23 protein-coding genes are annotated in these 23,114 nt (G+C 66.9%); 16 read left to right on the top strand and 7 right to left on the bottom strand.

From position 1 onward, the window contains the following. Positions 1-8 precede the first annotated feature (8 nt). Positions 9-839: an energy transducer TonB gene (locus ACE3SS_RS07450; RefSeq protein WP_374592540.1), complete on the top strand. Its 831-nt coding sequence runs from the start codon at positions 9-11 to the stop codon at positions 837-839. Positions 840-852: 13 nt separating this feature from the next. Here the strand turns inward: ACE3SS_RS07450 and ACE3SS_RS07445 are convergent, their stop codons facing one another. Both ACE3SS_RS07445 and ACE3SS_RS07440 read right to left on the bottom strand, forming a co-directional pair. Beyond that, positions 853-2,208, bottom strand: coding sequence for an ATP-binding protein (locus ACE3SS_RS07445; protein WP_374592539.1), 1,356 nt, complete (start codon positions 2,206-2,208; stop codon positions 853-855). An 18-nt stretch (positions 2,209-2,226) separates the two neighbouring features. Continuing rightward, complete coding sequence (locus tag ACE3SS_RS07440; protein ID WP_374592538.1) at positions 2,227-2,889, bottom strand: response regulator; 663 nt, start codon at positions 2,887-2,889, stop codon at positions 2,227-2,229. 73 nt (positions 2,890-2,962) lie between these two features. On the opposite strand from ACE3SS_RS07440, the gene ACE3SS_RS07435 reads away from it, so the two are divergent. The 9 genes from ACE3SS_RS07435 to ACE3SS_RS07395 all read left to right on the top strand — a co-directional run bounded on the left by ACE3SS_RS07435 (position 2,963) and on the right by ACE3SS_RS07395 (position 12,283). Beyond that, a complete protein-coding gene (locus tag ACE3SS_RS07435) occupies positions 2,963-3,280 on the top strand; it encodes a hypothetical protein (RefSeq protein WP_374592537.1) in 318 nt (105 codons plus the stop codon). A gap of 138 nt (positions 3,281-3,418) precedes the next feature. After that, on the top strand, positions 3,419-3,844 hold the full coding sequence (locus ACE3SS_RS07430) for a DUF2946 family protein (protein WP_374592536.1): 426 nt from the start codon (positions 3,419-3,421) through the stop codon (positions 3,842-3,844). A gap of 50 nt (positions 3,845-3,894) precedes the next feature. Then, on the top strand, positions 3,895-4,791 hold the full coding sequence (locus tag ACE3SS_RS07425; RefSeq protein ID WP_374592535.1) for a hypothetical protein: 897 nt from the start codon (positions 3,895-3,897) through the stop codon (positions 4,789-4,791). Between the two features lie 79 nt (positions 4,792-4,870). Beyond that, a complete protein-coding gene (locus ACE3SS_RS07420) occupies positions 4,871-6,277 on the top strand; it encodes an argininosuccinate synthase (protein ID WP_374592534.1) in 1,407 nt (468 codons plus the stop codon). Between the two features lie 80 nt (positions 6,278-6,357). After that, on the top strand, positions 6,358-6,771 hold the full coding sequence (locus ACE3SS_RS07415) for a DUF2946 family protein (RefSeq protein ID WP_374592533.1): 414 nt from the start codon (positions 6,358-6,360) through the stop codon (positions 6,769-6,771). Positions 6,772-7,011: 240 nt separating this feature from the next. After that, positions 7,012-7,698 carry a PEP-CTERM sorting domain-containing protein gene (locus tag ACE3SS_RS07410; protein WP_374592532.1) on the top strand — a complete coding sequence of 229 codons (687 nt, stop codon included), beginning with the start codon at positions 7,012-7,014 and terminating at the stop codon, positions 7,696-7,698. Between the two features lie 42 nt (positions 7,699-7,740). Continuing rightward, positions 7,741-8,469, top strand: a complete 729-nt coding sequence (locus ACE3SS_RS07405; protein WP_374592531.1) for a PEP-CTERM sorting domain-containing protein — start codon at positions 7,741-7,743, stop codon at positions 8,467-8,469. A 102-nt stretch (positions 8,470-8,571) separates the two neighbouring features. After that, positions 8,572-10,788, top strand: coding sequence for a TonB-dependent receptor plug domain-containing protein (locus tag ACE3SS_RS07400; RefSeq protein WP_374592530.1), 2,217 nt, complete (start codon positions 8,572-8,574; stop codon positions 10,786-10,788). Between the two features lie 13 nt (positions 10,789-10,801). Then, a complete protein-coding gene (locus tag ACE3SS_RS07395; RefSeq protein WP_374592529.1) occupies positions 10,802-12,283 on the top strand; it encodes a hypothetical protein in 1,482 nt (493 codons plus the stop codon). Positions 12,284-12,296: 13 nt separating this feature from the next. On the opposite strand, the gene ACE3SS_RS07390 is transcribed toward ACE3SS_RS07395, so the two are convergent. The 3 genes from ACE3SS_RS07390 to ACE3SS_RS07380 form a co-directional block, all read right to left on the bottom strand. Further along, positions 12,297-12,773: a hypothetical protein gene (locus ACE3SS_RS07390; RefSeq protein ID WP_374592528.1), complete on the bottom strand. Its 477-nt coding sequence runs from the start codon at positions 12,771-12,773 to the stop codon at positions 12,297-12,299. Positions 12,774-12,858: 85 nt separating this feature from the next. Then, on the bottom strand, positions 12,859-13,731 hold the full coding sequence (locus tag ACE3SS_RS07385) for a CsgG/HfaB family protein (RefSeq protein WP_374592527.1): 873 nt from the start codon (positions 13,729-13,731) through the stop codon (positions 12,859-12,861). 131 nt (positions 13,732-13,862) lie between these two features. Further along, positions 13,863-14,558, bottom strand: a complete 696-nt coding sequence (locus ACE3SS_RS07380) for a hypothetical protein (protein ID WP_374592526.1) — start codon at positions 14,556-14,558, stop codon at positions 13,863-13,865. 429 nt (positions 14,559-14,987) lie between these two features. On the opposite strand from ACE3SS_RS07380, the gene ACE3SS_RS07375 reads away from it, so the two are divergent. After that, positions 14,988-15,302: a pyrimidine/purine nucleoside phosphorylase gene (locus ACE3SS_RS07375; RefSeq protein ID WP_374592525.1), complete on the top strand. Its 315-nt coding sequence runs from the start codon at positions 14,988-14,990 to the stop codon at positions 15,300-15,302. 37 nt (positions 15,303-15,339) lie between these two features. On the opposite strand, the gene murB is transcribed toward ACE3SS_RS07375, so the two are convergent. Next, a complete protein-coding gene (gene murB, locus ACE3SS_RS07370) occupies positions 15,340-16,356 on the bottom strand; it encodes a UDP-N-acetylmuramate dehydrogenase (protein ID WP_374592524.1) in 1,017 nt (338 codons plus the stop codon). A gap of 44 nt (positions 16,357-16,400) precedes the next feature. On the opposite strand from murB, the gene ACE3SS_RS07365 reads away from it, so the two are divergent. Genes ACE3SS_RS07365 through ACE3SS_RS07355 form a run of 3 tightly spaced genes read left to right on the top strand, consistent with a single transcriptional unit; the run spans position 16,401 to position 18,341 of the window. After that, positions 16,401-16,886: a YajQ family cyclic di-GMP-binding protein gene (locus ACE3SS_RS07365; RefSeq protein WP_374592523.1), complete on the top strand. Its 486-nt coding sequence runs from the start codon at positions 16,401-16,403 to the stop codon at positions 16,884-16,886. A gap of 4 nt (positions 16,887-16,890) precedes the next feature. Continuing rightward, positions 16,891-17,562: a TIGR02281 family clan AA aspartic protease gene (locus ACE3SS_RS07360; protein WP_374592522.1), complete on the top strand. Its 672-nt coding sequence runs from the start codon at positions 16,891-16,893 to the stop codon at positions 17,560-17,562. Positions 17,563-17,585: 23 nt separating this feature from the next. Continuing rightward, entirely contained in the window at positions 17,586-18,341 is a 756-nt protein-coding gene (locus tag ACE3SS_RS07355; RefSeq protein WP_374592521.1) for a pseudouridine synthase, read from the top strand. Here the strand turns inward: ACE3SS_RS07355 and ACE3SS_RS07350 are convergent. Continuing rightward, a complete protein-coding gene (locus ACE3SS_RS07350; protein WP_374592520.1) occupies positions 18,313-20,772 on the bottom strand; it encodes a putative bifunctional diguanylate cyclase/phosphodiesterase in 2,460 nt (819 codons plus the stop codon). The two genes, ACE3SS_RS07355 and ACE3SS_RS07350, sit on opposite strands and share 29 nt — an antisense overlap. A 132-nt stretch (positions 20,773-20,904) precedes the next feature. Between ACE3SS_RS07350 and ACE3SS_RS07345 the strand changes: the two genes are divergently transcribed. Both ACE3SS_RS07345 and ACE3SS_RS07340 read left to right on the top strand, forming a co-directional pair. Next, positions 20,905-21,936, top strand: a complete 1,032-nt coding sequence (locus tag ACE3SS_RS07345; RefSeq protein ID WP_374592519.1) for a bifunctional riboflavin kinase/FAD synthetase — start codon at positions 20,905-20,907, stop codon at positions 21,934-21,936. Between the two features lie 129 nt (positions 21,937-22,065). After that, on the top strand, positions 22,066-23,114 hold a 1,049-nt coding region (locus ACE3SS_RS07340; protein ID WP_374592518.1), incomplete at its 3' end, for a class I tRNA ligase family protein.

The raw sequence follows: 23,114 nt of genomic DNA, 5'->3' as shown, positions 1-23,114 counted from the left end.
GGCGCACCATGGCCGTAGCCAGCGCAGCCTGGGGCGAGCCCGACCGCAAGGTCGAGCCGTCTCGGCTGCGTTCTCATTTGGGCTATCTGATCACCACGGTGGTGAGCCTGCACGTGGCGGGGCTGGCTTGGGTCAGCGTCCACCCGACCAGCTTGCCGAACGCCGTGGCGCGGCACGCCAGCCGCGTCATGCAGCTGCGTTTGCAGCCGGCCGAGCCAGCGCTGCGGGCCGGGGTGGCGGAGGCCGATCCGTCGGTCGATGCGATGGCGCCGGCATCGTTGCCGCCGTCGGGCTTGAGCAAGATCGACGGTGCCGCAGGCGCCTCGCCGGACCCGGGGCGCGCGCAGGCACCGGCCGCGGCGGCGGGGTCCATTCCGGCTGAGCCCGAGGCGGCGGAGATCCTGGCGCGTGCCGAGGTGCCTCCGGTGGCCGACGATGGGGCGATGCTGGCCGATCTGCAGGCGCAGAGCGCGGGGGTGGCGTCCTCATCCGACAGCGCCAGCGAATACCTGCCGCGGCCACTGCTGACCCAGGCGCCTCAAACGCTGGCGCCGGTGGTGGTGGAGTTTCCGCTGCAAGTCGGCGACGTCGGGCGCTTTGCCACCGTGCTGGCGTTGTTCATTGACGAGATGGGCACGGTGCGCCGCATTCGTGTCGACGGTCAGAGTCTGCCCGAGCCCTTCGAAGAGGCGGCGCGGCGCAGTTTTCTGAATGCCCGCTTCCGACCAGGCCAGTTGCACGGCCAGGCCGTGAAGTCGTTGGTGCGCGTCGAGGTGGTGTTCGACAGCACGCCCGTGGACGTCGCCCACGGCAGCAAGTTGTTGAGCTTCTCGCTCTAGACCGCCGATCGCGTCAGGCGCGTTTCGGCCACCGCACCGCAGCGTGCAGCCCGCCCAGGCGCGAGTCGCTCAACTGGATCTGAGCGCCATGCTGCAGTGCCACGCTGCGCACGATGGCCAGGCCGAGCCCCGAGCCGTCGCCCGTGCCGCTGGTGCCGCGGTAGAAGCGCTCGAAGACACGCTCTCGTTCGGTGGGGGCGATGCCGGGGCCGGAGTCGTCCACGCTGAGCAGCGGGGCCCCATCGTCTACTTCCACGCGCACGCGCACCTGGCCGCCCGTCGGGGTGTAGCGCACGGCGTTGTCGACCAGATTGCGCGCCAGGATGCGCAGCGCGTCGGCGTGGCCTTGCACCGGCACCGGGGTGTCGGCTTGCAGTTCGAGTTCGATCTGCTTGGTCGCCGCTGCGCCGACGGTTTCGGCCACGGCCAGTCGCACGGCTTCGGATAAATCGACTTCGGTGAGCGGCTGGGGGCGAGCGCCAGGCTCGTTGCGCGCCAGTGTCAGCAATTGCTCGACCATGCGGGTGGCGCGGTCGATGCCGGCGCGCAACTCCGCCACCGCAGTTTGGCGGGCGCCCTCGTCGGGCGAGCGCTCGATGAGCTGGGCTTGCAGCTTGAGGGCCGTGAGGGGCGAGCGCAGTTCGTGCGCGGCGTTGGCCACGAAGCCGCGCTGCGTCTCGAAGGCTTGCTGGAGGCGGGTCAGCAGCCCGTTGAGGGCTTGCACCAGCGGGGCCACTTCTTCGGGCATGTGTGCCTCGCTGACCTCATCGAGCGAGGCGGCGCTGCGTTGTCGCACGTCGGCGGCCAGCTTTTGCAGCGGCCTGAGCGCGGCGGCCACCGTCCACCACACCGCGGCGGCCAGCAGCGGGGTCAGGCCCAGCAGCGGCAGCATGCTGCGCAGCGCGGCGTTGGCGGCCAGCGTCGAGCGGATGCGCAAGGGCTGCGCCACCTGGATGATGCGGTCGCCGAAGCCGTTGTTCGAGATGGTGCTGTAGACCCGCCAGGTGGTCGAGCCGCCGGCGTGGCGGGTGTGGACGTCCGTCAGGCCGAGCACGGCGCGGGGTGGCAGGCCGGCGTCGGGGCGCGAGGCGTAGATCAGCCGGCCGTCGAACGACCAGATCTGCACGACGAAATCGAAGCGCGGGTTGCTCAGCGCGTGGGCTTCGTCGAGCGTGATGGCGCCTTGGTCGCGCAGCGACAGGGCCATCTGTTCGAGCTGGTAGTCGAACATCGCCTCGGCTTCGTTCAGCGCGCCGCGGTAGGTGAGGGCGCCCAGCACGGCACAGGCCAGCAGCACCGCCGTCAGCAGCGACGCCAGCAGGCGCATGCGCAAACTGCGGCGGAGGCGGGTGAGGAGGGACAGGCTCATGGCGGGTGGCCAGCGTGGTCAGGCCGGGCGCCCGACGTAGTAGCCCACGCCGCGCACGTTCTTGATGAAGTCGGCGCCGAGCTTGCGTCGCAACTGGTGGATGTAGACCGTGACGGCGTTGCTCTCGATCTCGTCGCCCCAGCCGTAGAGCCGATCTTCGAGCTGCGCGCGCGACAAGATGGCGCCGGGGCGCAGCATCAACGCTTCGAGCACGGCGATCTCGCGCGCCGACAGCATCACCGGTTCGCCGCGCAGGGTGACCTGCTTGGTGGCCGGGTCGAGCCGCACGCTGTCGCATTCCATGGCGGTGTCGGCGCGCCCGCCGTGGCGGCGCAGCACTGCGCGCATGCGGGCGGCCAGCTCATCGAGTTCGAAGGGCTTGACGAGGTAGTCGTCGGCGCCGGCATCCAGCCCGGCCACGCGGTCTTCGAGCGCATCGCGCGCGGTCAGCACGATCACGGGGGTGGCGTCTTGACGGGCTCGCAGGGCGCGCAGCACGTCGAGCCCGTCGCGTTGGGGCAGGCCCAAGTCGAGCAGCACGAGGTCGAATCGCTCGGACTGCAGGGTCTCGTCGGCAGCGCGGCCGTCGCGTACCCAATCGACGGCGAAGCCGTCCTGACGCAGCGCGGCGCGCACGCTTTCGCCGATCATGCGGTCGTCTTCAACTAGCAGCAGGCGCATCGGTGGGGTCGAACAGGATCAGGGGAGAGGTGGTGTGAGAGAGTATCGTGCGCCGATTCTGACAAAGCCCACCGTGTCGCAAGTCATCCACATCCACCCTGATGCACCGCCCAAGCCGGCGCTGGGCCAGCCTTGCAACGGCTGCGGCGTGTGTTGCCTGGCCGAGCCGTGTCCGCTGGGCGTGGTGATCAGCCGCCGCCGGCACGGCGCTTGCGCGGCGCTGCGCTGGAGCGATGCGGCGCAGCGGTATCAATGCGGGGTGCTGGTCGAGCCCCGGGCCTTTTTGCCGAGCGGACTGGGCTGGGCGGCGCCGCTGCTGGCGCGACTGGCACGTCGCTGGATCGCTGCCGGCGTGGGCTGCGATGCTGCGATGGACATCGACCGGGCTTGAGCCGCGCACCGCGCGGTCAATGCGGAGATCGCGTTCTCGACGAGCGCCTGTTCTCTTGCTGCGGAGCCTTTATTTATATACTCGCCGCCTTCCTCGCCGAGGCAGCGCGCTGCTCGGCTGGCTGCCCCTGCCGTCCCCATGCCTCATCGATTGCCAAGATTGCGTACACGCCAGTGGGTTTGGATCGCACTGTGTGTGCTGATCGCTGCGGCTTGCGTGCCCGCGCTTGCGGCGGCGGCACATGCGTGGCAAGGCATCGCGCCGCGCGCTGGTGTGTGCTCGGCCGCCTCGGCCCACCGCGACGGCGAGCGAGGGGACTCGGGCGCGCCGGGTAGCAAGGCGCATTGCCCGTTATGTCTGCTGCAGGACTACCCGCCGCCTCTGTCGGGTGCGATCGATGTATCTGTTGAATCGCCTCCCTTGGCGACGACGCTCCGTCCTCGTCAGGTTGAGCGCGCGCGGGGCCCGGCGCATACCTGGTCACCTCTGGTCGCACGAGGCCCACCTTTGCCTGCTCGATTGCTCCGCGAGAACGCCACTCGCAACCTGCCTTTCTCCGGCTGACTTATCCCGAGCGAACCGTGCCCGGATGCAGCCATGCGCGACCGACTGTGTTGCGCCAGACAGTCTTCACATGGAATATCGAAATGAACGTCACTACACGTCAAACCTCGGCCGCCCTGGCTATCACCTTGCTCTCATGCGGCACGCAGGCTCACATCAGCTACTCCGGTCGCGATTTCGGCACGCTGGGCGATGGCAGCTCGGTGACCATCGCCAATCAAACCGTGTCCAGCAACTATGGCTGGGCGGACGCTTCTGATCAGTCGCTGGTGTTCAACCCCACCGTGGCCACGACGCGAGATCCGGGCACCGACGCGTCCGGCTATGTCAGCGCCGACGGCCAGGACGAGTTGTACTTGGGAGACAGCCACAAGGGGCGCGCCTTCAAGTTGCATTTGGACAGCGTCGAGAGCGTGACATTCACCGCTTCGGCTCTCAATGGCAGCGGGCTGACGGCCGCCTTCTCTGTTTATCAAGGGTTGGCCGCCTCCTCTCCATTTACCGCTCCGCAAACCAGTGCGGATCATGACTACGCGGCGGCATCAAGAGCTTGGCGTACATCGTTTGCCCAGAGTGTTGCCGGTACTGGCTACAGCTACTTGGCCACAAATGGCAGTTGGAATGCGTTGGGAGACTGGTCGGTCGGTGGTGACGGCGACCCCGCGGGTGTCGGCAGCGCGCTGGATGCCTTCAAGTTTCTGGGCTATGGCGCAAGCACCGTGGCCAATGGCACAGCCACGGTCACGCTGACGCTGGGCCCTGGCGACTACACCGTGTTTGTCGGGGGCAACGATATTGGCAGCAAGAGCGTGCTCGACTCGAAGCAGGCGTATGCCTTCAGCTTGGGGGTGTCGTCGGCGAGCGCGGTGCCGGAGCCTCAGAGCGCCATGCTGCTGCTGACCGGACTGGTTGGTTTGGGTCTGCTGGCTCGCTCGCGCCAGCGATAACGGGAACGGGGGCTGTCCTCCGTGGTTCGGGGGGAATAAAATCGTCGGCTGTTTGCCTGACAACCTCCCGAACCAACCTATGTCGAAAAAGACCACCCAGCCCGCTGCCAAGCGCCGCGCCGCGCCTGCACCCGCCGCCAAGCCGGCCAAGACTGCGGCTCCCACAGCCGCCACTCCCGCAGCTGCGCCGCGCGCCACGCCCGGCATCAAGCGTGTCGTGCTGGCCTACTCGGGCGGTCTCGATACCTCGATCATCCTGAAGTGGTTGCAAGACGAATACGGCGTCGAAGTCGTCACCTTCACGGCTGACATCGGCCAGGGCGAAGAGATCGAGCCCGCACGCGCCAAGGCCATCAAGATGGGCATCAAGCCCGAGAACATCTTCATCGAAGACCTGCGCGAAGAATTCGTGCGCGACTTCGTCTTCCCGATGTTCCGCGCCAATGCGCTGTACGAAGGCGAATACCTGCTGGGCACGTCCATCGCGCGTCCGCTGATCGCCAAGCGCCTCGTTGAGATCGCCAAGAAGACCAAGGGCGACGCCATCAGCCACGGTGCCACCGGCAAGGGCAATGACCAGGTCCGCTTCGAGCTCGGCGCCTACGCGCTGATGCCCGGCGTGAAGGTGATCGCCCCGTGGCGCGAGTGGGACCTGCTCTCGCGCGAGAAGCTGCTGGCCTACGCCGACAAGCACGGCATTCCGGTCGACTTCAAGAAGCGCAAGGGCGGCGCACCGTATTCGATGGACGCCAACCTGCTGCACATCAGCTATGAAGGCGGCGTGCTCGAAGACCCGAATTTCGCGCCCGAAGAGAACATGTGGCGCCTGACGGTGTCGCCCGAGAAGGCCCCGGGCAAGCCGCAGATCATCGAGCTCACCTACGCCAAGGGCGACGTGGTGGCCATCGACGGCGTGAAGCTGAGCCCCGCGCAAGTGCTGACCAAGCTCAACGAGCTGGGCGGCAAGCACGGTATCGGCCGCCTCGACAAGGTCGAGAACCGCTACGTGGGCATGAAGAGCCGCGGTTGCTACGAAACCCCGGGCGGCACCATCCTGCTGGCCGGTCACCGCGCCATCGAGTCGATCACGCTCGACCGCGAAGTGCTGTCGCTCAAAGACGACCTGATGCCGCGCTACGCCCGTCTGGTCTACAACGGCTACTGGTTCAGCCCCGAGCGCGAGCTGCTGCAAGGCCTGATCGACGCCTCGCAAGCCACCGTCAACGGCACGGTCAAGCTCAAGCTCTACAAGGGCACGATCATGTGCGTGGGCCGCGAGTCGAAGACCGACAGCCTGTTCGACGCCAAGATCTCGACCTTCGACGACGACGGCGGCGCCTACAACCAGGCCGACGCGGCGGGCTTCATCAAGCTCAACGCGCTGCGCCTGCGCATTGGCGCCAATGCCAAGGCACGTCGCTCGGCCAAGCCGTCGACCAAGGCGGCGGCCAAACCGGCGGCCAAGAAGCCGGCTGCCAAGCGCTGAGTTCGGGCACGCTTGACGCGCCACAGAAAGCCGCCTCGTGCGGCTTTCTGTTTTTCATCAAGCTCAGTACAATCCCTGACATGTTGCTTTGGCGTGCTCATCGGTGGTGGATGGTTTGGGTGGCGAGCGCAGCCATCCTGCTGCATGCCGTCGTGCCGGTTCTCGCCCAGGCTGCGGTCGTGCGCAGTCTGCAAGCACCAGGGCTGGGTGCCGTCTGCTCGGCTCACCGTTCGGCGGGTACGCATCAAGCGGGCGGGGAATCTGCGCCGCGTAGCTCGGTGCCCGACCAGCCGCATCCCGTCAAGAACCTCGCCAAGGCGGCGCATTGCGCCTCGTGTACTTCGCACGTCAGCCCGCTGGTCTTGCCGGCGGTCGCTCAGCCTCTGGTGCTGGATTCGCCCGCACGGGGGCCGTTGCCCCGGCTTTTCTACCTCGCACCGCGTCCGCTCTTCGCGTGGACGCAGGCCCGGCCCCGGGCTCCGCCGCTCGCCTGAGCGGATCGTTGCACGTTCCTGCGCTGTCCTTGAGCCCTTTCGCGGCCTGTCGATCCGGCGGGCGTTGATGGCTTGACGGCATCTTGCCCCGATTGCTGGCGCGAGGTGCCACCAGTGGCGCACGAATGTCCGGTGCGCGTGCCTTCCATTCTCTCGAATACCCCCGCAGCGTCTGAACCCGCCGGCATTCGCCAGGCGTGGCTCAGCGCGCAACACAACGATATTGATGGACCGACAAGTATGAATACCACCCTTCGTGCCGCAGCTGCCGCGGCCTCGCTTCTCGCAGTCGTCGCCTCGGCGCAGGCAACTGTCAAGACTTACAACGTCGTGGAGACGTTCAATCAAGTGGTGTACGACACCAAGAACCCGACCTGGGACACCATCTTTACCGGCTCGTTCAGCTTTGACGATGCTTCAAACTCGGTGACCGGGTTGACCGGGACGTTGACCCAGGCCATGAGCGGCAACACGACGGCACGCCTGCTGACCTATCAGCTGTCCTCCGTCTACGACGCCTCGCTCGGCGGGCTGGTCGTCACGACCTTCTTCCAGAACTCGACCGATGTCTTTGTCGGCGGAGGGTTTGCTGTCGGGGGCAAAAGCACCTTTGGCAATCAGAACGCGTACGCCACCATTTTCGTGAACACCACCGATCCCACGGCGGCCCTGTCTGACGCCCAGATCGACAAGCTGGCCTACGCCGATTGCACGACCGGTGGCTTGATGATGAGCTCGGTCTGCATGACGGGTTGGGTGAATCGCAGCGCGGCCAACCTGGCTGGCGGAACGATGAAGGGCACCTACCCGATCACCCAGATCATCACCGAGGCGCCGGCCGTCCCCGAGCCTTCGGGGTACGCGCTCGCATTGGCCGGGCTCGCCGTGGTGGGCTCGATGGCCCGTCGCTCGCGGCGCGGGGCCTGATCCCTGTTTCCGTTCCGTTCTCTTCGACTTCAGGAGTCAATCATGAAACTTCGGACTTTCGCCCTCGCCGCCGCAGCTGTGGCCGCATCGACCGCTTTCTCGGCGCAGGCTGCCGCGACGAGCTACAACGTCACCGAGACTTTCTACGAGCCCGATACCCAGCCCAACAACTCGATCTTCATCGGTACCTTCGACTACGACGCATCGACGCACGTGGTGTCGAACCTCAAGGGCAAGCTCAGCGAGTCCATGACGGGCAGCAGCACGGGCTATCCCAACGACACGATGACCTGGCTGGACCTCAGCTATCAGTTGGTGTCGTGGTACGACGCGTCGCTGGGCGGCACGTTCGCCGCGGCATTCAAGAACACCACCACCAACACGTTCTGGACGGGCGACGGCGGCGACGGCTGGAGCCCGGATTCCGGCGTGGCGGCGGGCGGCACGTACTACGGCTTTCCGAAGGTCGCCAAGAACCCCGGCAATGCCTACGCCCTGATCTTCGTGCCGGACTCGCCGCTCACGGCGCTGACCCAGTCGCAGATCGACAAGCTGGCCTACGCCGATTGCGCGCCGGGCGGCATGATGGGCGCGGTTTGCATGACCGGCACCAGCGTCGCGGGCTATGGCTCGGTCGGCACGATGAGCGGCGTCCCGGTGTCTGAGGTCATCACCGCGTCGGTGCCCGAGCCCAACTCGGCTGTGCTGACCTTGGCGGGCCTGGCCGTGGCCGCGGGGGTGTGGCGGCGCCGCTCGCGGTCGTCCATCTGACGCCACGCCATCCGGGCGAACTCGCGCCAGCCTTTCATGGTGCGCGGGTTCGCCTGTCTCATCCTTCTCATACTCTGTGGACGCCCCGGTGGCGGTTCGATCGTGACGTTTGTTTCTCTGCGCCCCTCGGCCTGGGCCGCTCGGGTGCTGATGTTGGCCGTTTCGGCCGCGTCGGCCCAGTCCGAGCCGACAGGTATGGTCGAGCTGGAAACGGTGGTGGTCAAAGGGGCCCGCAGTCAGCCGGCCGCGCCGTCGTCCACCACGCTCAACGAGCGGGATTTGCGCAAGCAACGCGCCCAGGTTAGCGACACGGCGCGCCTGCTCGAAGACGCGGCGGGCGTGAGCGTCAGCGGGGCGGGCGGCATTTCGGCGCTGCCAGCCATTCACGGCTTGGCGGACGACCGCGTGCGCGTGCAGGTGGACGGCATGGACTTGATGTCCGCCTGCCCCAATCACATGAACTCGCCGCTGTCGTACATCTCGCCGGCGGATGTCGGGAAGATCGTCGTCTATGCCGGCGTCACGCCGGTGAGCGTGGGGGGCGACAGCCTGGGCGGCAGCATCCAGGTCGAGTCCGCCGCTCCTGTCTTCGCCGACGAGGGCGAAGCCAGTTTGTCCTCGGGCCATGTCGGCGCGTTCTACCGCAGCAACGCCCACGTGCACGGCACCGACTTGGGCGCAACCTACGCCACGCAGAACGTCAGTCTGAGCTATCGCGCCAATGAATCGCAGGCCGACAACTTCACGGCGGCGCGCGCCTTCAAGGCGGCCAAGCCCGGCACCGAGGGCGGCGAGCCCATTCCGGGCGACGAAGTAGGCTCCAGCAGCTACCGGCCGATCAATCAGAACGTGGCGCTGGCGTGGCGACACGAACGCCACTTGCTGCAGGTCGACGTGTGGAGCCAGCGCGTGACCTTCGAGGGCTACCCGAACCAGCGCATGGACATGACCGACAACGCGAACCAATCGGTCAACCTGCGTTATCGGGGCGTGTATGACTGGGGCACGATGGACGCGCGGCTGTTCAAGCAGCACACACACCATGAAATGGACATGGGCCCGGATCGCTACCAATACGGCGACGGCATGCCGATGCTCACCAAGGCCGACACCCGCGGCGGCTCGGTCAAGGTGACGCGAAGCCTGGGTGAGCAAGACCTGCTGCGATCGGGCGCCGAGTGGCAGCTCTACAGGCTCTACGACTGGTGGCCGCCGGTGGGCGGCACGATGGGCCCGAACGCGTTCTGGAACGTGGACTACGGGCGACGCAACCGCGCCGACGGCTTCGTCGAGTGGGATCACAGCATGGCCGATCAATGGACGACCACGCTGGGCGTGCGCCACACGCTTGTGCAGGCCGACGCGGCTGCGGTGCAGGGCTACGACAACAGCCTGGGCATGTGGGCGCAGGACGCGGCCAACTTCAACGCACGCGATCACCAGCATCTCGATCGCAACTGGGACGCCACCGCGCTCGCGCGCTTCGAGCCCGACTCGGCGCGCACCTGGGAATTCGGCTACGCGCACAAATCGCGATCGCCCAACCTGTATCAGCGCTATCCGTGGTCCACCCAGCCGATGGCCGCGCTGATGAACAACTTCGTGGGCGACGGCAACGGGTATGTGGGCAACGAGTCGCTCAAGCCCGAAGTGGCCGACACGCTCAGCGTGGCCGTCGAGCAGCGCGATGCCGAGCAAGGGCGCTGGGGACTCAAGGCATCGACCTATCTCACCGTCGTGCGCGACTACATCGACGCGCGCCGCTGCAATTTCGGAATGTGCAGCGCGGCCAACGTCAGCACGTCCAATGGCTACGTGCTGCTGCAATACGCCAACCAGGAGGCGCGTCTCGTGGGCGCCGATCTGTCGGGCGACACCCTGCTGGCGCGCGGCGACACCTGGGGCAGCTTCAGCGGCGTCGCCAAGCTCAACTGGGTGCGCGGCGACAACACCATGACGGGCGACGGCCTCTACAACACGATGCCGCTCAACGCCAAGCTCAAGCTCAGGCATCGGCTGCAGCGCTGGAGTCAGGAACTGGAGTGGCTGCTCGTCGATGGCAAGCACCATGTTTCGCATGTGCGCAATGAAATCCCGACCGCGGGCTACGGCCTGTTGAATTGGCGCGGCTCCTACGAGTGGGATCAGGCTCGCGTCGACCTGGGCATCGAAAACCTGCTCAACCGGCTCTACTACCCGCCGCTGGGTGGCGCCTACGTGGGGCAGGGCGCGTCGATGTCCACGAACAGCATCCCGTGGGGCGCGCTGGTGCCAGGCATGGGGCGCTCGCTGAACGTGGCGGTCAGCCTGAAATATTGAAAGAACACGGATCATGAAGCCGTACCCTCGACTCGCGCGCCGCATCGTCCGTCGCACGGCACTTGTCACCGCCACCGCCGCGCTTGGCGTGCTGACCCTGCTCGCCGGCTGCGGCGGTGGTGGTGGCGCCGCCGTGCAGGCCCTGCCGCAAAGCGTGTCGTTCGACGCCACGCCGAGTCTGGCGCTTGACGGCACAGCCACCGTGTCGGCCTCGGCCAGCTCAGGGCTGGTGGTGCGCTACAGCAGCGTCACCCCGACGGTGTGCTCGGTCAACGGTCAATCGGGTTTGGTGACGGCCCTGCGCCCCGGCACCTGCACCATCGCGGTCGATCAGGCGGGCAACGAGGCCTATGCCCCCGCCGCGCAGGCACGCCTGAACCTGCCGGTGATCTACACGCCCAACCAGACCATCCAGTTCGCCACCGCTCCCGCCCTCACATTGGGCGGCGTCGCCACCGTTTCGGCCACCGCCACCTCGGGTCTGGCCGTGAGTTATTCGAGCGACAGCCCCGCCGTCTGCAGCGTCAACAGCAGCACGGGGGTGGTCAGCTCCCTGGCGGTGGGCACCTGCACGATCCTGGCCGACCAGGCTGGTGACAGCACTTATCTGCCGGCCCCGCAAGCTTCGCAAAATCTCGCGGTCGTGGCGCCGTCGGGCGTGACGGTGCCGGGCGCGCCCAGCGGCGTGTCGGCCACCAGCGGCGTCACCTTGGCCGAGGCCGTGGTCAGCGCCAGCAGCGTGGACGGCGGCGGCTCGGTCATCACGAGCTTCACGGCTGTGTCGTCGCCCAGCGGCTACACCGCCACGAGCGCCAGCCTGCCGGTTCGGGTGAACTGCACGGGCTCGTGCGCGGGCGAAACCTTCACGCTGAGCGCCACCAACGGCGTGGGGGTGGGCAGCGCGTCGGCGGCCGGGCACATCATCGACCACTACGACGTGCTCGAAGTCTTCCGCGAGCCCGATACCGCCCCCAACGACAGCATCTTCGTCGGCAGCCTCGACTACGACTTCTCGACCGGCACGGTGGCCAACCTGCAAGGGCGCCTGAGCGAGTCGATGACTGGGGGTGCCACCGCCTACCCGAACGACACGATGACGTGGCTGAACCTGACGCACCAACTGGCGTCATGGCACGACGCCGCACTCGGTGGCACCTTCGCCGCCACCTTCAAGAACGCCAGCACCAACACGTTCTGGACGGGCGATGGTGGCGACGGCTGGAGTGCTCAAGCGGGTGTGGACGCGGGAGGCATCTACTTTGGTTTCCCTAGTGCAGGCAGCAATCCGGGCAATGCCTACGCCCTGATCTTCGTGCCCGACAACCCGGCTGCGGCGCTGACCCAGTCGCAGATCGACAAGCTGGCCTACGCCGACTGCGCGCCGGGCGGCATGATGGGCAGTGCGTGCATGACCGGCACCAGCGTCGCGGGCTATGGCTCGGTCGGCACGATGAGCGGCGTCCCCGTGTCGTTGACCCTGACGCGTCGCCCCTGATGGCGCGAAGGCGTCAGAACTTCGGTTCTGGCGCGTCGTCCATCGTGGTGGGCTTGCACTGCATGGTCAGCGTGCCCAGCGAGTCGTCATTGAAGTCGAGCAGTTCGCCTTCCAACGCGGCGGTTTGGCGATCCACCGACAGGCGAATCGTGGCCAAGCGCTTCAGGTTGGGCTGCCAGACCACCCACTCGCCGTGCTGCCAGTCGTTGTAGTAATGCGTGCCAGGCTGGGGCAGTTTGTAGAGCATGGTGTAGGCCGTTTGCGAGGCCTTGTACTTGAGGCGCTCGCCCACCGGCAACACGTTCGAGCGCTGGATCAACGCGGTCTCGTTGTTGTCGCGCAAGGCCAAGTCCAGCGTGGCGGACTTGGCCTTGCCGTTGTCGTGCATCTTGCCCGAGCAATCGAGGTAGAGGCTGAATTCGGCGGCTGTGGCCGTGGTGGACAGCAGCGCGGTCAAACCGGCGGCGAGGCAACAGGCGGCAAGGCGCATGGCGTGATCTCCCTGGGAGCAATAGAGGGCTGAAGACGCGAGGCGCCTGCAGCCCTGTGACGCGGTGGCTCAGTCGGTGATGGGATTACTTCTTCTTGCGCGAGTCGAGTTCTTTCGACGCCGGGGTGTCGCCACCCTGCACACCCAATCGTCCGCCCGTGCCCAGACCGCCTCGCACGGTTTGAGCCTTGTAGTTGCGCAGGGCTTTCACCATCTGGTTGTACGAGTCGGCAAACGCAGCCACGACCACCTTGCCCTGCGGGGTGTTGGCGTAACCACCGCCGCCACCGAAAGCCCCGCCCGTGAAGGCCGAGCCGAGCATGCCGAAGTCGAAGTTGCTGGCCGTGCCTTCGGCTGCGGCGATCTGCACGCCCGAGCGGTTGTCGATCAGCAGCAGAGTGGTCGAGGCTTCGTTGCGCGACACGCTGCCCGCCACCATGCCCAGGATGCCGCCGCCATAGCCGCCGCCGAAGGCGTTGCCGCCGCCCGTCTTGCCCGAGAACTGAATCGACGGGCTCATGGTGTAGTCGGCCGCGACCATCTGGCCCTTGCCGAAGTTGCTGCCGGCGCGCGATTCGTCGCCGCGAGCCAAGTCGCGTTCGCGTTGCATGCTGTGCAGGCTCTTGCCGCGCTCGACGATCACGAAGCAATTGCTTTGCTGGATCATCAGACGCAGCACCGGAATGGTCGAACCCAGCTTGTGCTCGTGCAGTTGCAAATACCAGGGCGCGGCCGTGTCTTCTTCAATAGCCACCGTGCCCAGGGTTTCGGGGCAGCTCTCCAGCTTCGAGTTGTTGCCTTCGGCACTCTCGCCACTGGCCGCTCCACTGACGACCCCTTTGTTTCCGCCCAACGATGGGGTGGTCGAGGCACAGCCTGCCAATAGCGCGGCGGTGGTTGCGATCGCCAGAGCAGAGCGAGTCCAGTCGGCGGCGGTAAAGGATGAAGGCAAGTTCATGGGCAGACCTCGTTGGGTTGAATGCATGCGTTCGCTGGTTGTGTGCGAATAGAGCGAGAAAGCAATGAAGCTATCGGGATCGGGGGGGCGAATGATTGGGCGAGCGAATCGGCGTGGTCGGGCAAGCAGGCTTACAGGCGGGTGCCGGGCACGCTGGTCGGCAGCGGCGCCTTCATGGCCGGCGGCGCCTGGTAGTTGCGCGCCGCTCGAACCAGCAGGTTGAAGGCATCCACGAACGACGCTGCCACGACGCGGCCTTCGGGCGATTTCATGTAGGCGGCGGTGCCAGCGCTGGCGGGCGTGAACAGCGGGCTGAACAGGTTGATGTCTACGTAGCGGGCCGCGCCTTCGGTTTCGGCCAGTTGCACGGTGCTGCGGTTGTCCTGGAGCGCGAGCGTGACCGTGGCCTCCAGCGGCACCTTGCCGGCGTTCTCGGTCAGCGAGAGCGTGGGTGCCAGCGTGAAATCGGGCTTGGCGGACGCCTCAGCCTTGCCGGGCTTGCCGCGCAGCGCGGTGCCGGGCCGATCTACCCACGAGAAGCAACCCGACTGCCGCACCAGCACGCGCAGCACCAAGGTGGTCGGTGGCAGCTTGTAGTCGCGCAACTGGCTGAACCAGATCGAGCCGGTGTCTTCGTTCACGACAACCGAGCCCAGCGGCTGCGGGCACTTTTCAAGCGAGGTGTTGACGTGCACCACGGGCGGCGGGCCGGGAGGAGCAGCCGGTTTGACGGGCACCGCAGGAGGCACGGGGGGCTGGCTGCCGCATGCGATCAACAGGCTGCCGAGCAGGGCCGACAAAGCAAGACTGAGCGGGCGAAACATCATGTGGCGATTGATTGGGCATTGATGCTGGAGCACCCCATCGCGCAGAGGCGCGCAGCGACTCCGGATGGCTCAAGCATACCCGCAGGCCGTTGGCCTGGCGGAGCTGAATGCTGACTGGCGGGGCCGTGGGGCCCCCGGGAGTCGGCCGCCTCCCGGAATCTCGATGCAGAGGCGCGAGCCCGCGGCACCGTATTCCCGACCGCTCCCGAGGAGATGGGGCGATGCGCGGCCTGCTGTCTGGTTTGGTTGTGGCGCAGGCGGGCATCGACAACGGACGGCAGTGTGGCCACGCAGCGCTGCAGCATCCATCCCCACGGCGAGGGGGCGCAACGAATCCGCAACGGCTGGCTTTTGGGGGGTTGACAGTGTCTCGGCAAGAAGCCGCTACGATGACGACCTTCCTTGCCAAGTCCGTACGAGCACATCACCATGACCGACAAAATCGCCGCCACCATCTCCACCAAGGCCAATGTTTATTTCGATGGCCGCTGCGTGTCGCACAGCATCGAGCTGGCCGACGGCACCAAGAAAAGCGTGGGCGTGATCCTGCCCGCCGCGCTCACGTTCAACACCGGCGCGCCCGAGATCATGGAAACCGTGGCCGGGCAAGCCACCATCAAGCTGGCCGGCTCCAGCGAGTGGCAGACCTACGGCCCCGGCCAGAGCTTCAAGGTGCCGGGCAATTCGTCGTTCGAGATCAAGGTGGAAGGCGAGCCCTACCACTACATCTGCCACTTCGGCTGATGTTGATTGACGTGGTTGTGGCCGACTCGCGGGTCGGCTAGACCATCACCGGCTCGGGCTCCAGCCGGATGCCGAAGCGGCCGTAGACGCTTTCTTGTATCGCCCGCGCCAGCGTGACCACCTCGGCTCCGATGGCGCCACCGCGATTGACCAGCACCAGCGCCTGCTTTTCGTAAACGCCCGCCTGGCCGACTGATTTGCCCTTCCAGCCGCAGGCGTCGATCAGCCAGCCGGCGGCGAGCTTCACGGTACCGTCGGGCATCGGGTAGTGCACGATCTCGGGGTCGCGGCCGATGATGTCGCGGCACTGCTCTTCGGTGACGACCGGGTTCTTGAAGAAGCTGCCTGCGTTGCCGATCACGGCCGGGTCGGGCAGCTTGGCGCGGCGGATCTGGCAGACCCAGTCGAACACCTGCTGGGCGCTCGGCGCGCTGATGCCTGTTTCGGCCATCTTGCGTTCAAGATCGAGGTAGCCCAGCGCCGGCTGCCAGGGCTTGGGCAGGCGCAGCCGCACGCGCGTGATCACGCATTTGCCGGCGAGGTCTTGCTTGAACACGCTGTCGCGGTAGCCGAAACGGCAGGCGCCGGCGGCCAGGCGCACCGTGCGGCCGGTGGTGAAGTCCACCAGGTCGAGCGACTCGAAGCGGTCTTTCAGCTCGATGCCGTAGGCGCCGATGTTCTGCACCGGCGCGGCGCCGACCGTGCCCGGGATCAGCGCCAGATTCTCGAGACCCGGCCAGCCCTGCTGCAGCGTCCAGGCGACCACGTCGTGCCAGGTTTCGCCCGCGCCGACTTCGACGATCCAGGCGTTGTCGCGTTCTTCAACGAGCTGCCGGCCCTTGATCTCAACCTTGAGCACGCAGGCCTCGACGTCGCGGGTGAGCACGATGTTGCTGCCGCCGCCCAGCACGAATTTCGGCTGGCGGCCGAGCTCGGGGTCGTCGATGACGCGGCGCACGTTGGCATCGCTCGCGACGCGCACCAGGGTGCTCGCCGTGGCGGGCAGGCCAAAGCTGTTATAGGGTTTGAGACTGGCTTGGCGCTCGATGTGCATGGCAGAATTTTCGCCGATCCCACAGCCTGAATGCAGACCCTCTCATGCCTAGTTTTGACACTGTTCTGGAACCGAATCTGGTCGAAGTGCGCAATGCCGTCGATCAAGCCAGCAAAGAAATCGGTACCCGCTTCGACTTCAAGGGCTCCAGCGCCAAGGTCGAGATCAAGGACAAGGAGGTCACGCTCTACGGCGACAGCGACTTCCAGATCGGCCAGGTTTTCGACGTGCTGAACGCCAAGCTGAGCAAACGCCAGGTCGATGCGCGCTTTCTCGACGCCGCCAAGATCGAGAAGATCGGCGGCGACAAGGTCAAGCAGGTCGTGACCATCAAGGCCGGCATCGAAGCCGAGTTGGCCAAGAAGATCACCAAGGCCATCAAGGACAGCAAGATCAAGGTCTCGGCCAGCATCCAGGGCGACACGATCCGGGTGCAGGGCAACAAGCGCGACGACTTGCAGACCACCATGGCGCTGCTGCGCAAAGAGATCACCGAAGTCCCGCTGTCGTTCAACAACTTCCGGGACTGACGCGATGAAGCCGGACGCCGCACGAGCCATCGTTGGTCGCGGCGCGCTGATCGCCGGCTTGTTGGGCGCCGTCACGCCACTCTGGGCGCAAAGCGTGGCCATGACCGGCAGCATGGGCAGCAAGGCGCTGCTGGTGGTCAATGGCAGCGCGCCCAAGGCGGTGGCGGCGGGCGACACCTTTCAGGGCGTCAAGGTGGTCAGCGTCGGGGCGGGAGACGCCGTGATCGAGGTTGGCGGCAAGCGCCAGACCGTGACGATGGGCGGCGCGCCCGTCAACTTCAAGGGCTCGTCGGGCGGCAACGGCGGGGGCGCGCAGATCGTGCTCACGGCCGGCGACGGCGGGCATTTTTTCAGCAGCGGCCTGATCAACGGCCAGAGCGTGCGCTTCGTGGTGGACACCGGGGCCTCGCAGGTGGCAATTGGCCGCGGCGACGCCGAGCGGCTCGGGCTCAACCTGCGCAACGCCTCGCCGGTGCAGGTCAGTACCGCCAACGGCCAGGCGATGGCTTATGCCTTGACGCTCAACTCCGTGCGCGTGCAGGACGTGGAAATCTCCAACGTCGAGGCCGTGGTGTTGCCCATGCCCATGCCCGCTGTGTTGCTGGGCAACAGCTTCTTGTCGCGCTTTCAGATGAAGCGCGACAACGACAAGCTCACGCTCGACCGCCGCTTCTGAGACGGCGGTTTTCTGATCGATTCATGAAGTTATCCAACATTTTGTTTTCTCAGGGTTTCGGCACGCGCCGTGAATGCAACGGCCTGGTCTGGAACGATGACGTGTCGATCCATGGCGTGGTGCAGGACGACCCGGACGCCGATGTGCCCACCGACAACCTCGTGCTCACGGTGAGCGGCGAGGCGTGGCCGTATCACGAGAAGGCGCTGATCCTGTTGAACAAGCCGGCCGGCTACGAGTGCTCGCTCAAGCCCAAGCACTGGCCCGGTGTGCATGCGCTGCTGCCCTGGCCGCTGCGCCGGCGCGGCGTGCAGCCGATCGGCCGGCTCGATCAGGACACCACCGGCGTGCTGCTGCTCACCGACGATGGCCAGCTCGTGCACAAGCTCACCTCGCCCAAGCACCACGTGCCCAAGGTCTACGAGGTGACGACCAAATACCCGGTGACGCCCGACCAGTGCGCGGCGCTGCTCAAGGGCGTGGTGTTGAACGATGACCCCGAGCCGGTGCTGGCCGACGCGGCCGAGGTGGTGGGCGACCCCGACGCCTGCCATTTGCGCCTGACGCTGGTGCAGGGCAAGTACCACCAGGTCAAGCGCATGGTGGCGGCGGTGGGCAACCGCTGCGAGGGCTTGCATCGCAGTGCGTTTGGCGCGGTGACCGTGCCACCCGATCTGGCGCCAGGCAAGTGGTGCTGGCTGCGGGGCGGGGCGGACGTGTTCGGCACGCCCTGCGCCCTGAACGACCCGCTCAGATCATCTTGGCGAAGTCGGTGCTGAGGCGCACGTTCTCGGTTTGCGGCGTCTGCCAGCCCTTCACCCAGTCGAAGAACTGCTCGGCAGGCATCGGGCGGGCGATGAAGTAGCCCTGCGCTTCGTCGCACTTCAGGCCGGCCAGCAGCTTCCAGGTCTGCTCGTTCTCGATGCCTTCGGCCACCACCGACAAGCCCAGGTTGTGCGCCAGGTCGATGGTGGAGCGCACGATCTTGGCGTCGTCGAGATCGCTTTCCATCTTCATCACGAATGACTTGTCGATCTTGAGTTCGTCCACCGGCAGCCGCTTGAGATAGGCCAGCGACGAGTAGCCCGTGCCGAAGTCGTCGATCGACAGGCGCAGGCCCAGGCGGTGCAGGTTGGCCAGCGTGTGAAGCGCCCGGTCGGGGTCGTCCATCGTGGCACTCTCGGTGATCTCCAGCACCAGGGCGCCGGGGTGCACGCCGTATTGCCGAATGATGTGTTCGAGCTTGCCGGGCAGGTCTTGATCGAGCAGGTCGCGGGTCGAGAGGTTGACCGAGATCTTGATCTCCAGACCCTGCTGATACAGGTCGCGCCAGGCGCGCGCGGTGTGCTCAACCATCCACATGCTGAGCTTGCGGATGAAGCCGGTCTGCTCGGCGAACGGAATGAATTGCGTGGGCGGCACCATGCCGCGCTGCGGGTGTTGCCAGCGCACCAGCGCCTCGGCGCCGATCACCTGGCCCGTGCGCAGATCCACCTTGGGCTGCAGGAACAGCCGCAGCTGGCTCTCGTCGACGGCGCGACGCAGCTCGCTGAGCAGCGACAGCGAGGCCTGGCTGCCCGCGTCGAGCGTGGGCTGGAAGATCACGATGCCGCTTTGCTGCTGCTTGGCGGCGTACATCGCGATCTCGGCGCGGCTGAGCAGCTCGTCGGCGTCGGTCGAGTGCGCGGGGCAACTGGCGATGCCGATGCCGGCTGCCAGGTCGATGGTGTGGTCGTCGAGCTGCAGCGGGCGCTCCAGCGCGTGCAGGATGTGCTTGGCTACCTTCTTGGCGGCTGGGGTGTCGGCCCGCTTGAGCAGCACCGCGAATTCGTCGCCGCCCAGCCGGGCCAGCGGCATCGAGCCGTCGAGCACCTCGTCGCGCAGGCGTTGCGCCACCATGCGCAGCAGGCGGTCGCCGAAGCCGTGGCCGAGCACGTCGTTGACGTGCTTGAAGCGGTCCAGGTCCATCACCAGGATGGAGCAGGGCGCGTTGGCCTCGATGGCCTTGGCTACCACCTTGCGCAGTTCGTTGCGAAACTTCTCGCGGTTGGGCAGGCCGGTGAGGGTGTCGCGGTAGGCCAGGTGCATGATCTCGGCCTCGCGCTCGCGCGTGGCCTTTTGCAGCGCTTCGAGCGATCGGCTCAGCTCGCTCACCTCGCCGAGCCCGCGGCTCTTGGGCGGTGACTTGGACTGGCCGTTTTGCTGGCTGTTGGCCCAGGCCGTGAGCCGGCGCACCATGGTGATGGTGGGCCGGGTGATCAGAAAGGCAGCGATGGCGACCAGCCCCGTGCCCACGAGCGACAGCGGCAGCAGCAGGCCGAGCAGCGCGTCGCGGCTGTCGGGCGCGGCCGAAGCCGGCGCCAAGGCCAGCACGCCGGCCTGGGCCTGGTTGACGTTGCCGGGGTCGCCTTCGGTCAGCAGGGTGAAGCGGGCGTCGAAGTCGGCATCCTGGATGCGCGGTTGCAGCCACACGCTGGCCGCGCTCAGGCCGCCGGTGCGGCGAGCGCTGCGCTTGGCCGGGTTGATCTCGGCCCAGGTGCTGTCCGGCAAGCCACCTTCGGGCGGCGTGAAGGTGCTGAGCATCAGATGCCAGGTGCCGCTGGGTTGGCGCACCAGCAGGGCGGTCTCGCCGCCGGCGGTCTTGCGCCACTGGGCGAGAGTGGTCTGGGTGACGGGCTGGGCGCAGATCAGCCAGCGGGGCGAACCCGTGCTGGCCACCGGCACGGCGATCAGCTGATACAGATGCCAGTCGACCAGCACCATGTGTCGCACGGGCTCGTCGTCCTGGTCGCGCGGCAGCGGGGTGGTCGATTGCATGGCCTTGAGCAACTGCGCGGTGGTCGTCGAGGCGTTCGACAGCGGCAGGCCGTTGCCATCGGTGAGCGCCACGGTGTCGCTGCCCAGTCGCTCGCTCAGCTGACTCAAGGCGGGCTGCAGCACGCTGGCGTCGCCGTGGGTGGCGGCGGCGATGAAGCCGGGTTGCACGCTCACCGTGCGGGCGGCGTCGAGCATCTGCAGGGCGCGCTGCTCGAGCAGGGTGTCCAGGCTGGGGGCGGCGTTCAGCAGCTGATTGCGCACGCCCAGGCGGGCCTGACGCTCCAGGTGGCTGGATACCAGCGCGTAGTTGACGCCTTGCAGCACCAGCATGACCGCGGCGCAGACGGCGGCGGCCAGCAAGGGCAGACGTGGAATGGAGCGCAGGGATGGCATGGATGAGCGGCGGCCGGTGGCGCGGGTCGCGCTGGTCGAATGGTGCGAACCATCCTATGCGGGCCGGGGTGTGAGCGATGCCACGAATTGAGCGGGGGATGTCGGGCAATTCCTAGCCCGATAATCCGCTCCATGCGCATCTTTCGAGGCTTCAACCATGCGGCGCTGGCTCCGGCCTGCGCGTTGACGATCGGCAATTTCGACGGCGTGCACCGCGGGCACCAGGCCATGCTGGCCTTGCTGCGCAACGAAGCCCGGCACCGCGGCCTGCCCAGCACCGTGCTGACCTTCGAGCCGCACCCGCGCGACTACTTCGCCCGGCTGTCGGGTCAGCTCACCGGCGCGCCGACTCGCATCGCCACGCTGCGCGACAAGCTGCTGGAGCTGCAACGCTGCGGCATCGACCAGGCCGTGGTGGTGCCGTTCGACCAGCATCTGGCCAGCCTCTCGCCCGAGGCCTTCATCCAGAACGTGCTGGTGGACGGCCTGGGCGCGCAATACGTGCTGGTGGGCGATGACTTCCGCTTCGGCGCCAAGCGGGCGGGCGATTACGACCTGCTCGACTCGGCCGGCGGCCGCCACGGCTTCGACGTGGCCCGCATGCTCAGCTACGAGGTGCACGGCTTGCGCGTGTCCAGCTCGGCGGTGCGCGACGCTCTGGCCGCCGGCGACATGCAGCAGGCAGCCGCGCTGCTGGGGCGCACCTACAGCATCAGCGGCCACGTCATCCATGGCCGCAAACTGGGCCGCAGCCTGGGCGCCTCCACGGCAGGCGGCACCGACGGCTTTCGCACCCTCAATCTGCGCTTCGGCCACGCCAAACCCGCCGTCACCGGCATCTTCGCGGTACGCACCCACGGCCTGACCGAGCAGCCCATCGACGGCGTGGCCTCGCTGGGCGTGCGGCCCACCATCGAAGACGCCGGCCGGGTCCTGCTCGAGGTGCATTGCTTCGACTGGCCGGCCGAACTCGGCCCCGAGGGGGGCTACGGTAAAATCGTCGAGGTGGAACTGCTGCACAAACTGCGCGATGAGGCCCGCTACGACGGCCTCGAAGCCTTGACCGCTGCCATCGCGCAGGACGTGGTCAATGCCCGCGCCTATCTGGCGGCTCATGCCACCCACGCCTCGGTGAAGCGCCAGACCACCCGCGATCGAATTTGACGCGCGCCGTCTGACCGCCAAGCTGGCTGCCACCCGCGCTGCGGGGTGCGGCCGATTTCGAATTTCCCCAGGAACGCAACGACCTCAACCGCTGACAGTTGGGGTGCGTTCCGCCCGACGAGAACGTCCATGAGCCAAGACAAGTCCGCGAACAACGAAGGCAAGTACCGCGCCACGCTGAACATGCCCGATACGCCCTTCCCGATGCGCGGCGACCTGCCCAAGCGCGAGCCGGGCTGGGCCAAGGAATGGGAAGACCAGGGCCTCTACAAGAAGCTGCGCGACGCCCGCTGCGGCGCGCCCAAGTTCGTGCTGCACGACGGCCCGCCCTATGCCAACGGCCAGATCCACATCGGCCACGCCGTCAACAAGATCCTGAAGGACATGATCGTCAAGGCACGCCAGCTGGCCGGCTTCGACGCCATCTACGTGCCGGGCTGGGACTGCCACGGGCTGCCGATCGAGAACCAGATCGAGAAGACCTTCGGCCGCAACCTCAGCCGCGACGACGTGCAGGCCAAGGCTCGTGTCTACGCCGGCGAGCAGATCGACGGCCAGCGCACCGACTTCAAGCGCCTGGGCGTGCTGGCCGATTGGGCCAACCCGTATCGCACGATGGACTTCGGTAACGAGGCCAACGAGATCCGCGCGCTGAAAAAAATCATGGAGCGCGGCTACGTCTATCGCGGCTTGAAGCCGGTCTACTGGTGCTTCGACTGCGGCTCGTCGCTGGCCGAGTTCGAGATCGAATACGCCGACAAGAAATCGCAGACGCTCGACGTGGCCTTCCTGAGTGCCGAACCGGCCAAGCTGGCAGCAGCCTTCGGCCTGGGCAGCCTGAGCCAGGACGCCTTCGCGGTGATCTGGACGACGACCGCCTGGACCATCCCGGCCAACCAGGCGCTCAACGTGCACCCCGAGCTGAGCTACGCGCTGGTCGAGACGCCCAAGGGCTTGTTGGTGCTGGCCGAGTCGCTGGTCGAGAAGGCCACTGCGCGCTATGGCTTCGAGCCCGACCAGGTGAAGGTGCTCGCCACCACGCCGGGCGCCAAGCTCGAAGGCTTGAAGTTCAAGCACCCGCTGGCCCACGTTGATGCCGGCTACGACCGCGAGGCGCCGATCTACCTGGCCGACTACGTGAGCGCCGAAGACGGCACGGGCATCGTGCATGCCGCGCC

Source organism: Aquabacterium sp. (assembly GCF_041915145.1).
Lineage (GTDB): Bacteria > Pseudomonadota > Gammaproteobacteria > Burkholderiales > Burkholderiaceae_C > Aquabacterium.
Note: the sequence above shows the minus strand (reverse complement) of the source record. Positions and strands in the feature narration are given on the sequence as shown.

Excerpts from the sequence above, each read along its gene's own strand:
- ACE3SS_RS07450 (WP_374592540.1), top strand. The coding sequence starts at position 9 with ATGGCCGTAGCCAGCGCAGCCTGGGGCGAGCCCGACCGCAAGGTCGAG.
- ACE3SS_RS07445 (WP_374592539.1), bottom strand. The coding sequence starts at position 2,208 with ATGAGCCTGTCCCTCCTCACCCGCCTCCGCCGCAGTTTGCGCATGCGC.
- ACE3SS_RS07440 (WP_374592538.1), bottom strand. The coding sequence starts at position 2,889 with ATGCGCCTGCTGCTAGTTGAAGACGACCGCATGATCGGCGAAAGCGTG.
- ACE3SS_RS07430 (WP_374592536.1), top strand. The coding sequence starts at position 3,419 with ATGCCTCATCGATTGCCAAGATTGCGTACACGCCAGTGGGTTTGGATC.
- ACE3SS_RS07420 (WP_374592534.1), top strand. The coding sequence starts at position 4,871 with ATGTCGAAAAAGACCACCCAGCCCGCTGCCAAGCGCCGCGCCGCGCCT.
- ACE3SS_RS07415 (WP_374592533.1), top strand. The coding sequence starts at position 6,358 with ATGTTGCTTTGGCGTGCTCATCGGTGGTGGATGGTTTGGGTGGCGAGC.
- ACE3SS_RS07410 (WP_374592532.1), top strand. The coding sequence starts at position 7,012 with ATGAATACCACCCTTCGTGCCGCAGCTGCCGCGGCCTCGCTTCTCGCA.
- ACE3SS_RS07405 (WP_374592531.1), top strand. The coding sequence starts at position 7,741 with ATGAAACTTCGGACTTTCGCCCTCGCCGCCGCAGCTGTGGCCGCATCG.
- ACE3SS_RS07395 (WP_374592529.1), top strand. The coding sequence starts at position 10,802 with ATGAAGCCGTACCCTCGACTCGCGCGCCGCATCGTCCGTCGCACGGCA.
- ACE3SS_RS07390 (WP_374592528.1), bottom strand. The coding sequence starts at position 12,773 with ATGCGCCTTGCCGCCTGTTGCCTCGCCGCCGGTTTGACCGCGCTGCTG.
- ACE3SS_RS07385 (WP_374592527.1), bottom strand. The coding sequence starts at position 13,731 with ATGAACTTGCCTTCATCCTTTACCGCCGCCGACTGGACTCGCTCTGCT.
- ACE3SS_RS07380 (WP_374592526.1), bottom strand. The coding sequence starts at position 14,558 with ATGATGTTTCGCCCGCTCAGTCTTGCTTTGTCGGCCCTGCTCGGCAGC.
- ACE3SS_RS07375 (WP_374592525.1), top strand. The coding sequence starts at position 14,988 with ATGACCGACAAAATCGCCGCCACCATCTCCACCAAGGCCAATGTTTAT.
- murB (WP_374592524.1), bottom strand. The coding sequence starts at position 16,356 with ATGCACATCGAGCGCCAAGCCAGTCTCAAACCCTATAACAGCTTTGGC.
- ACE3SS_RS07365 (WP_374592523.1), top strand. The coding sequence starts at position 16,401 with ATGCCTAGTTTTGACACTGTTCTGGAACCGAATCTGGTCGAAGTGCGC.
- ACE3SS_RS07360 (WP_374592522.1), top strand. The coding sequence starts at position 16,891 with ATGAAGCCGGACGCCGCACGAGCCATCGTTGGTCGCGGCGCGCTGATC.
- ACE3SS_RS07355 (WP_374592521.1), top strand. The coding sequence starts at position 17,586 with ATGAAGTTATCCAACATTTTGTTTTCTCAGGGTTTCGGCACGCGCCGT.
- ACE3SS_RS07350 (WP_374592520.1), bottom strand. The coding sequence starts at position 20,772 with ATGCCATCCCTGCGCTCCATTCCACGTCTGCCCTTGCTGGCCGCCGCC.
- ACE3SS_RS07345 (WP_374592519.1), top strand. The coding sequence starts at position 20,905 with ATGCGCATCTTTCGAGGCTTCAACCATGCGGCGCTGGCTCCGGCCTGC.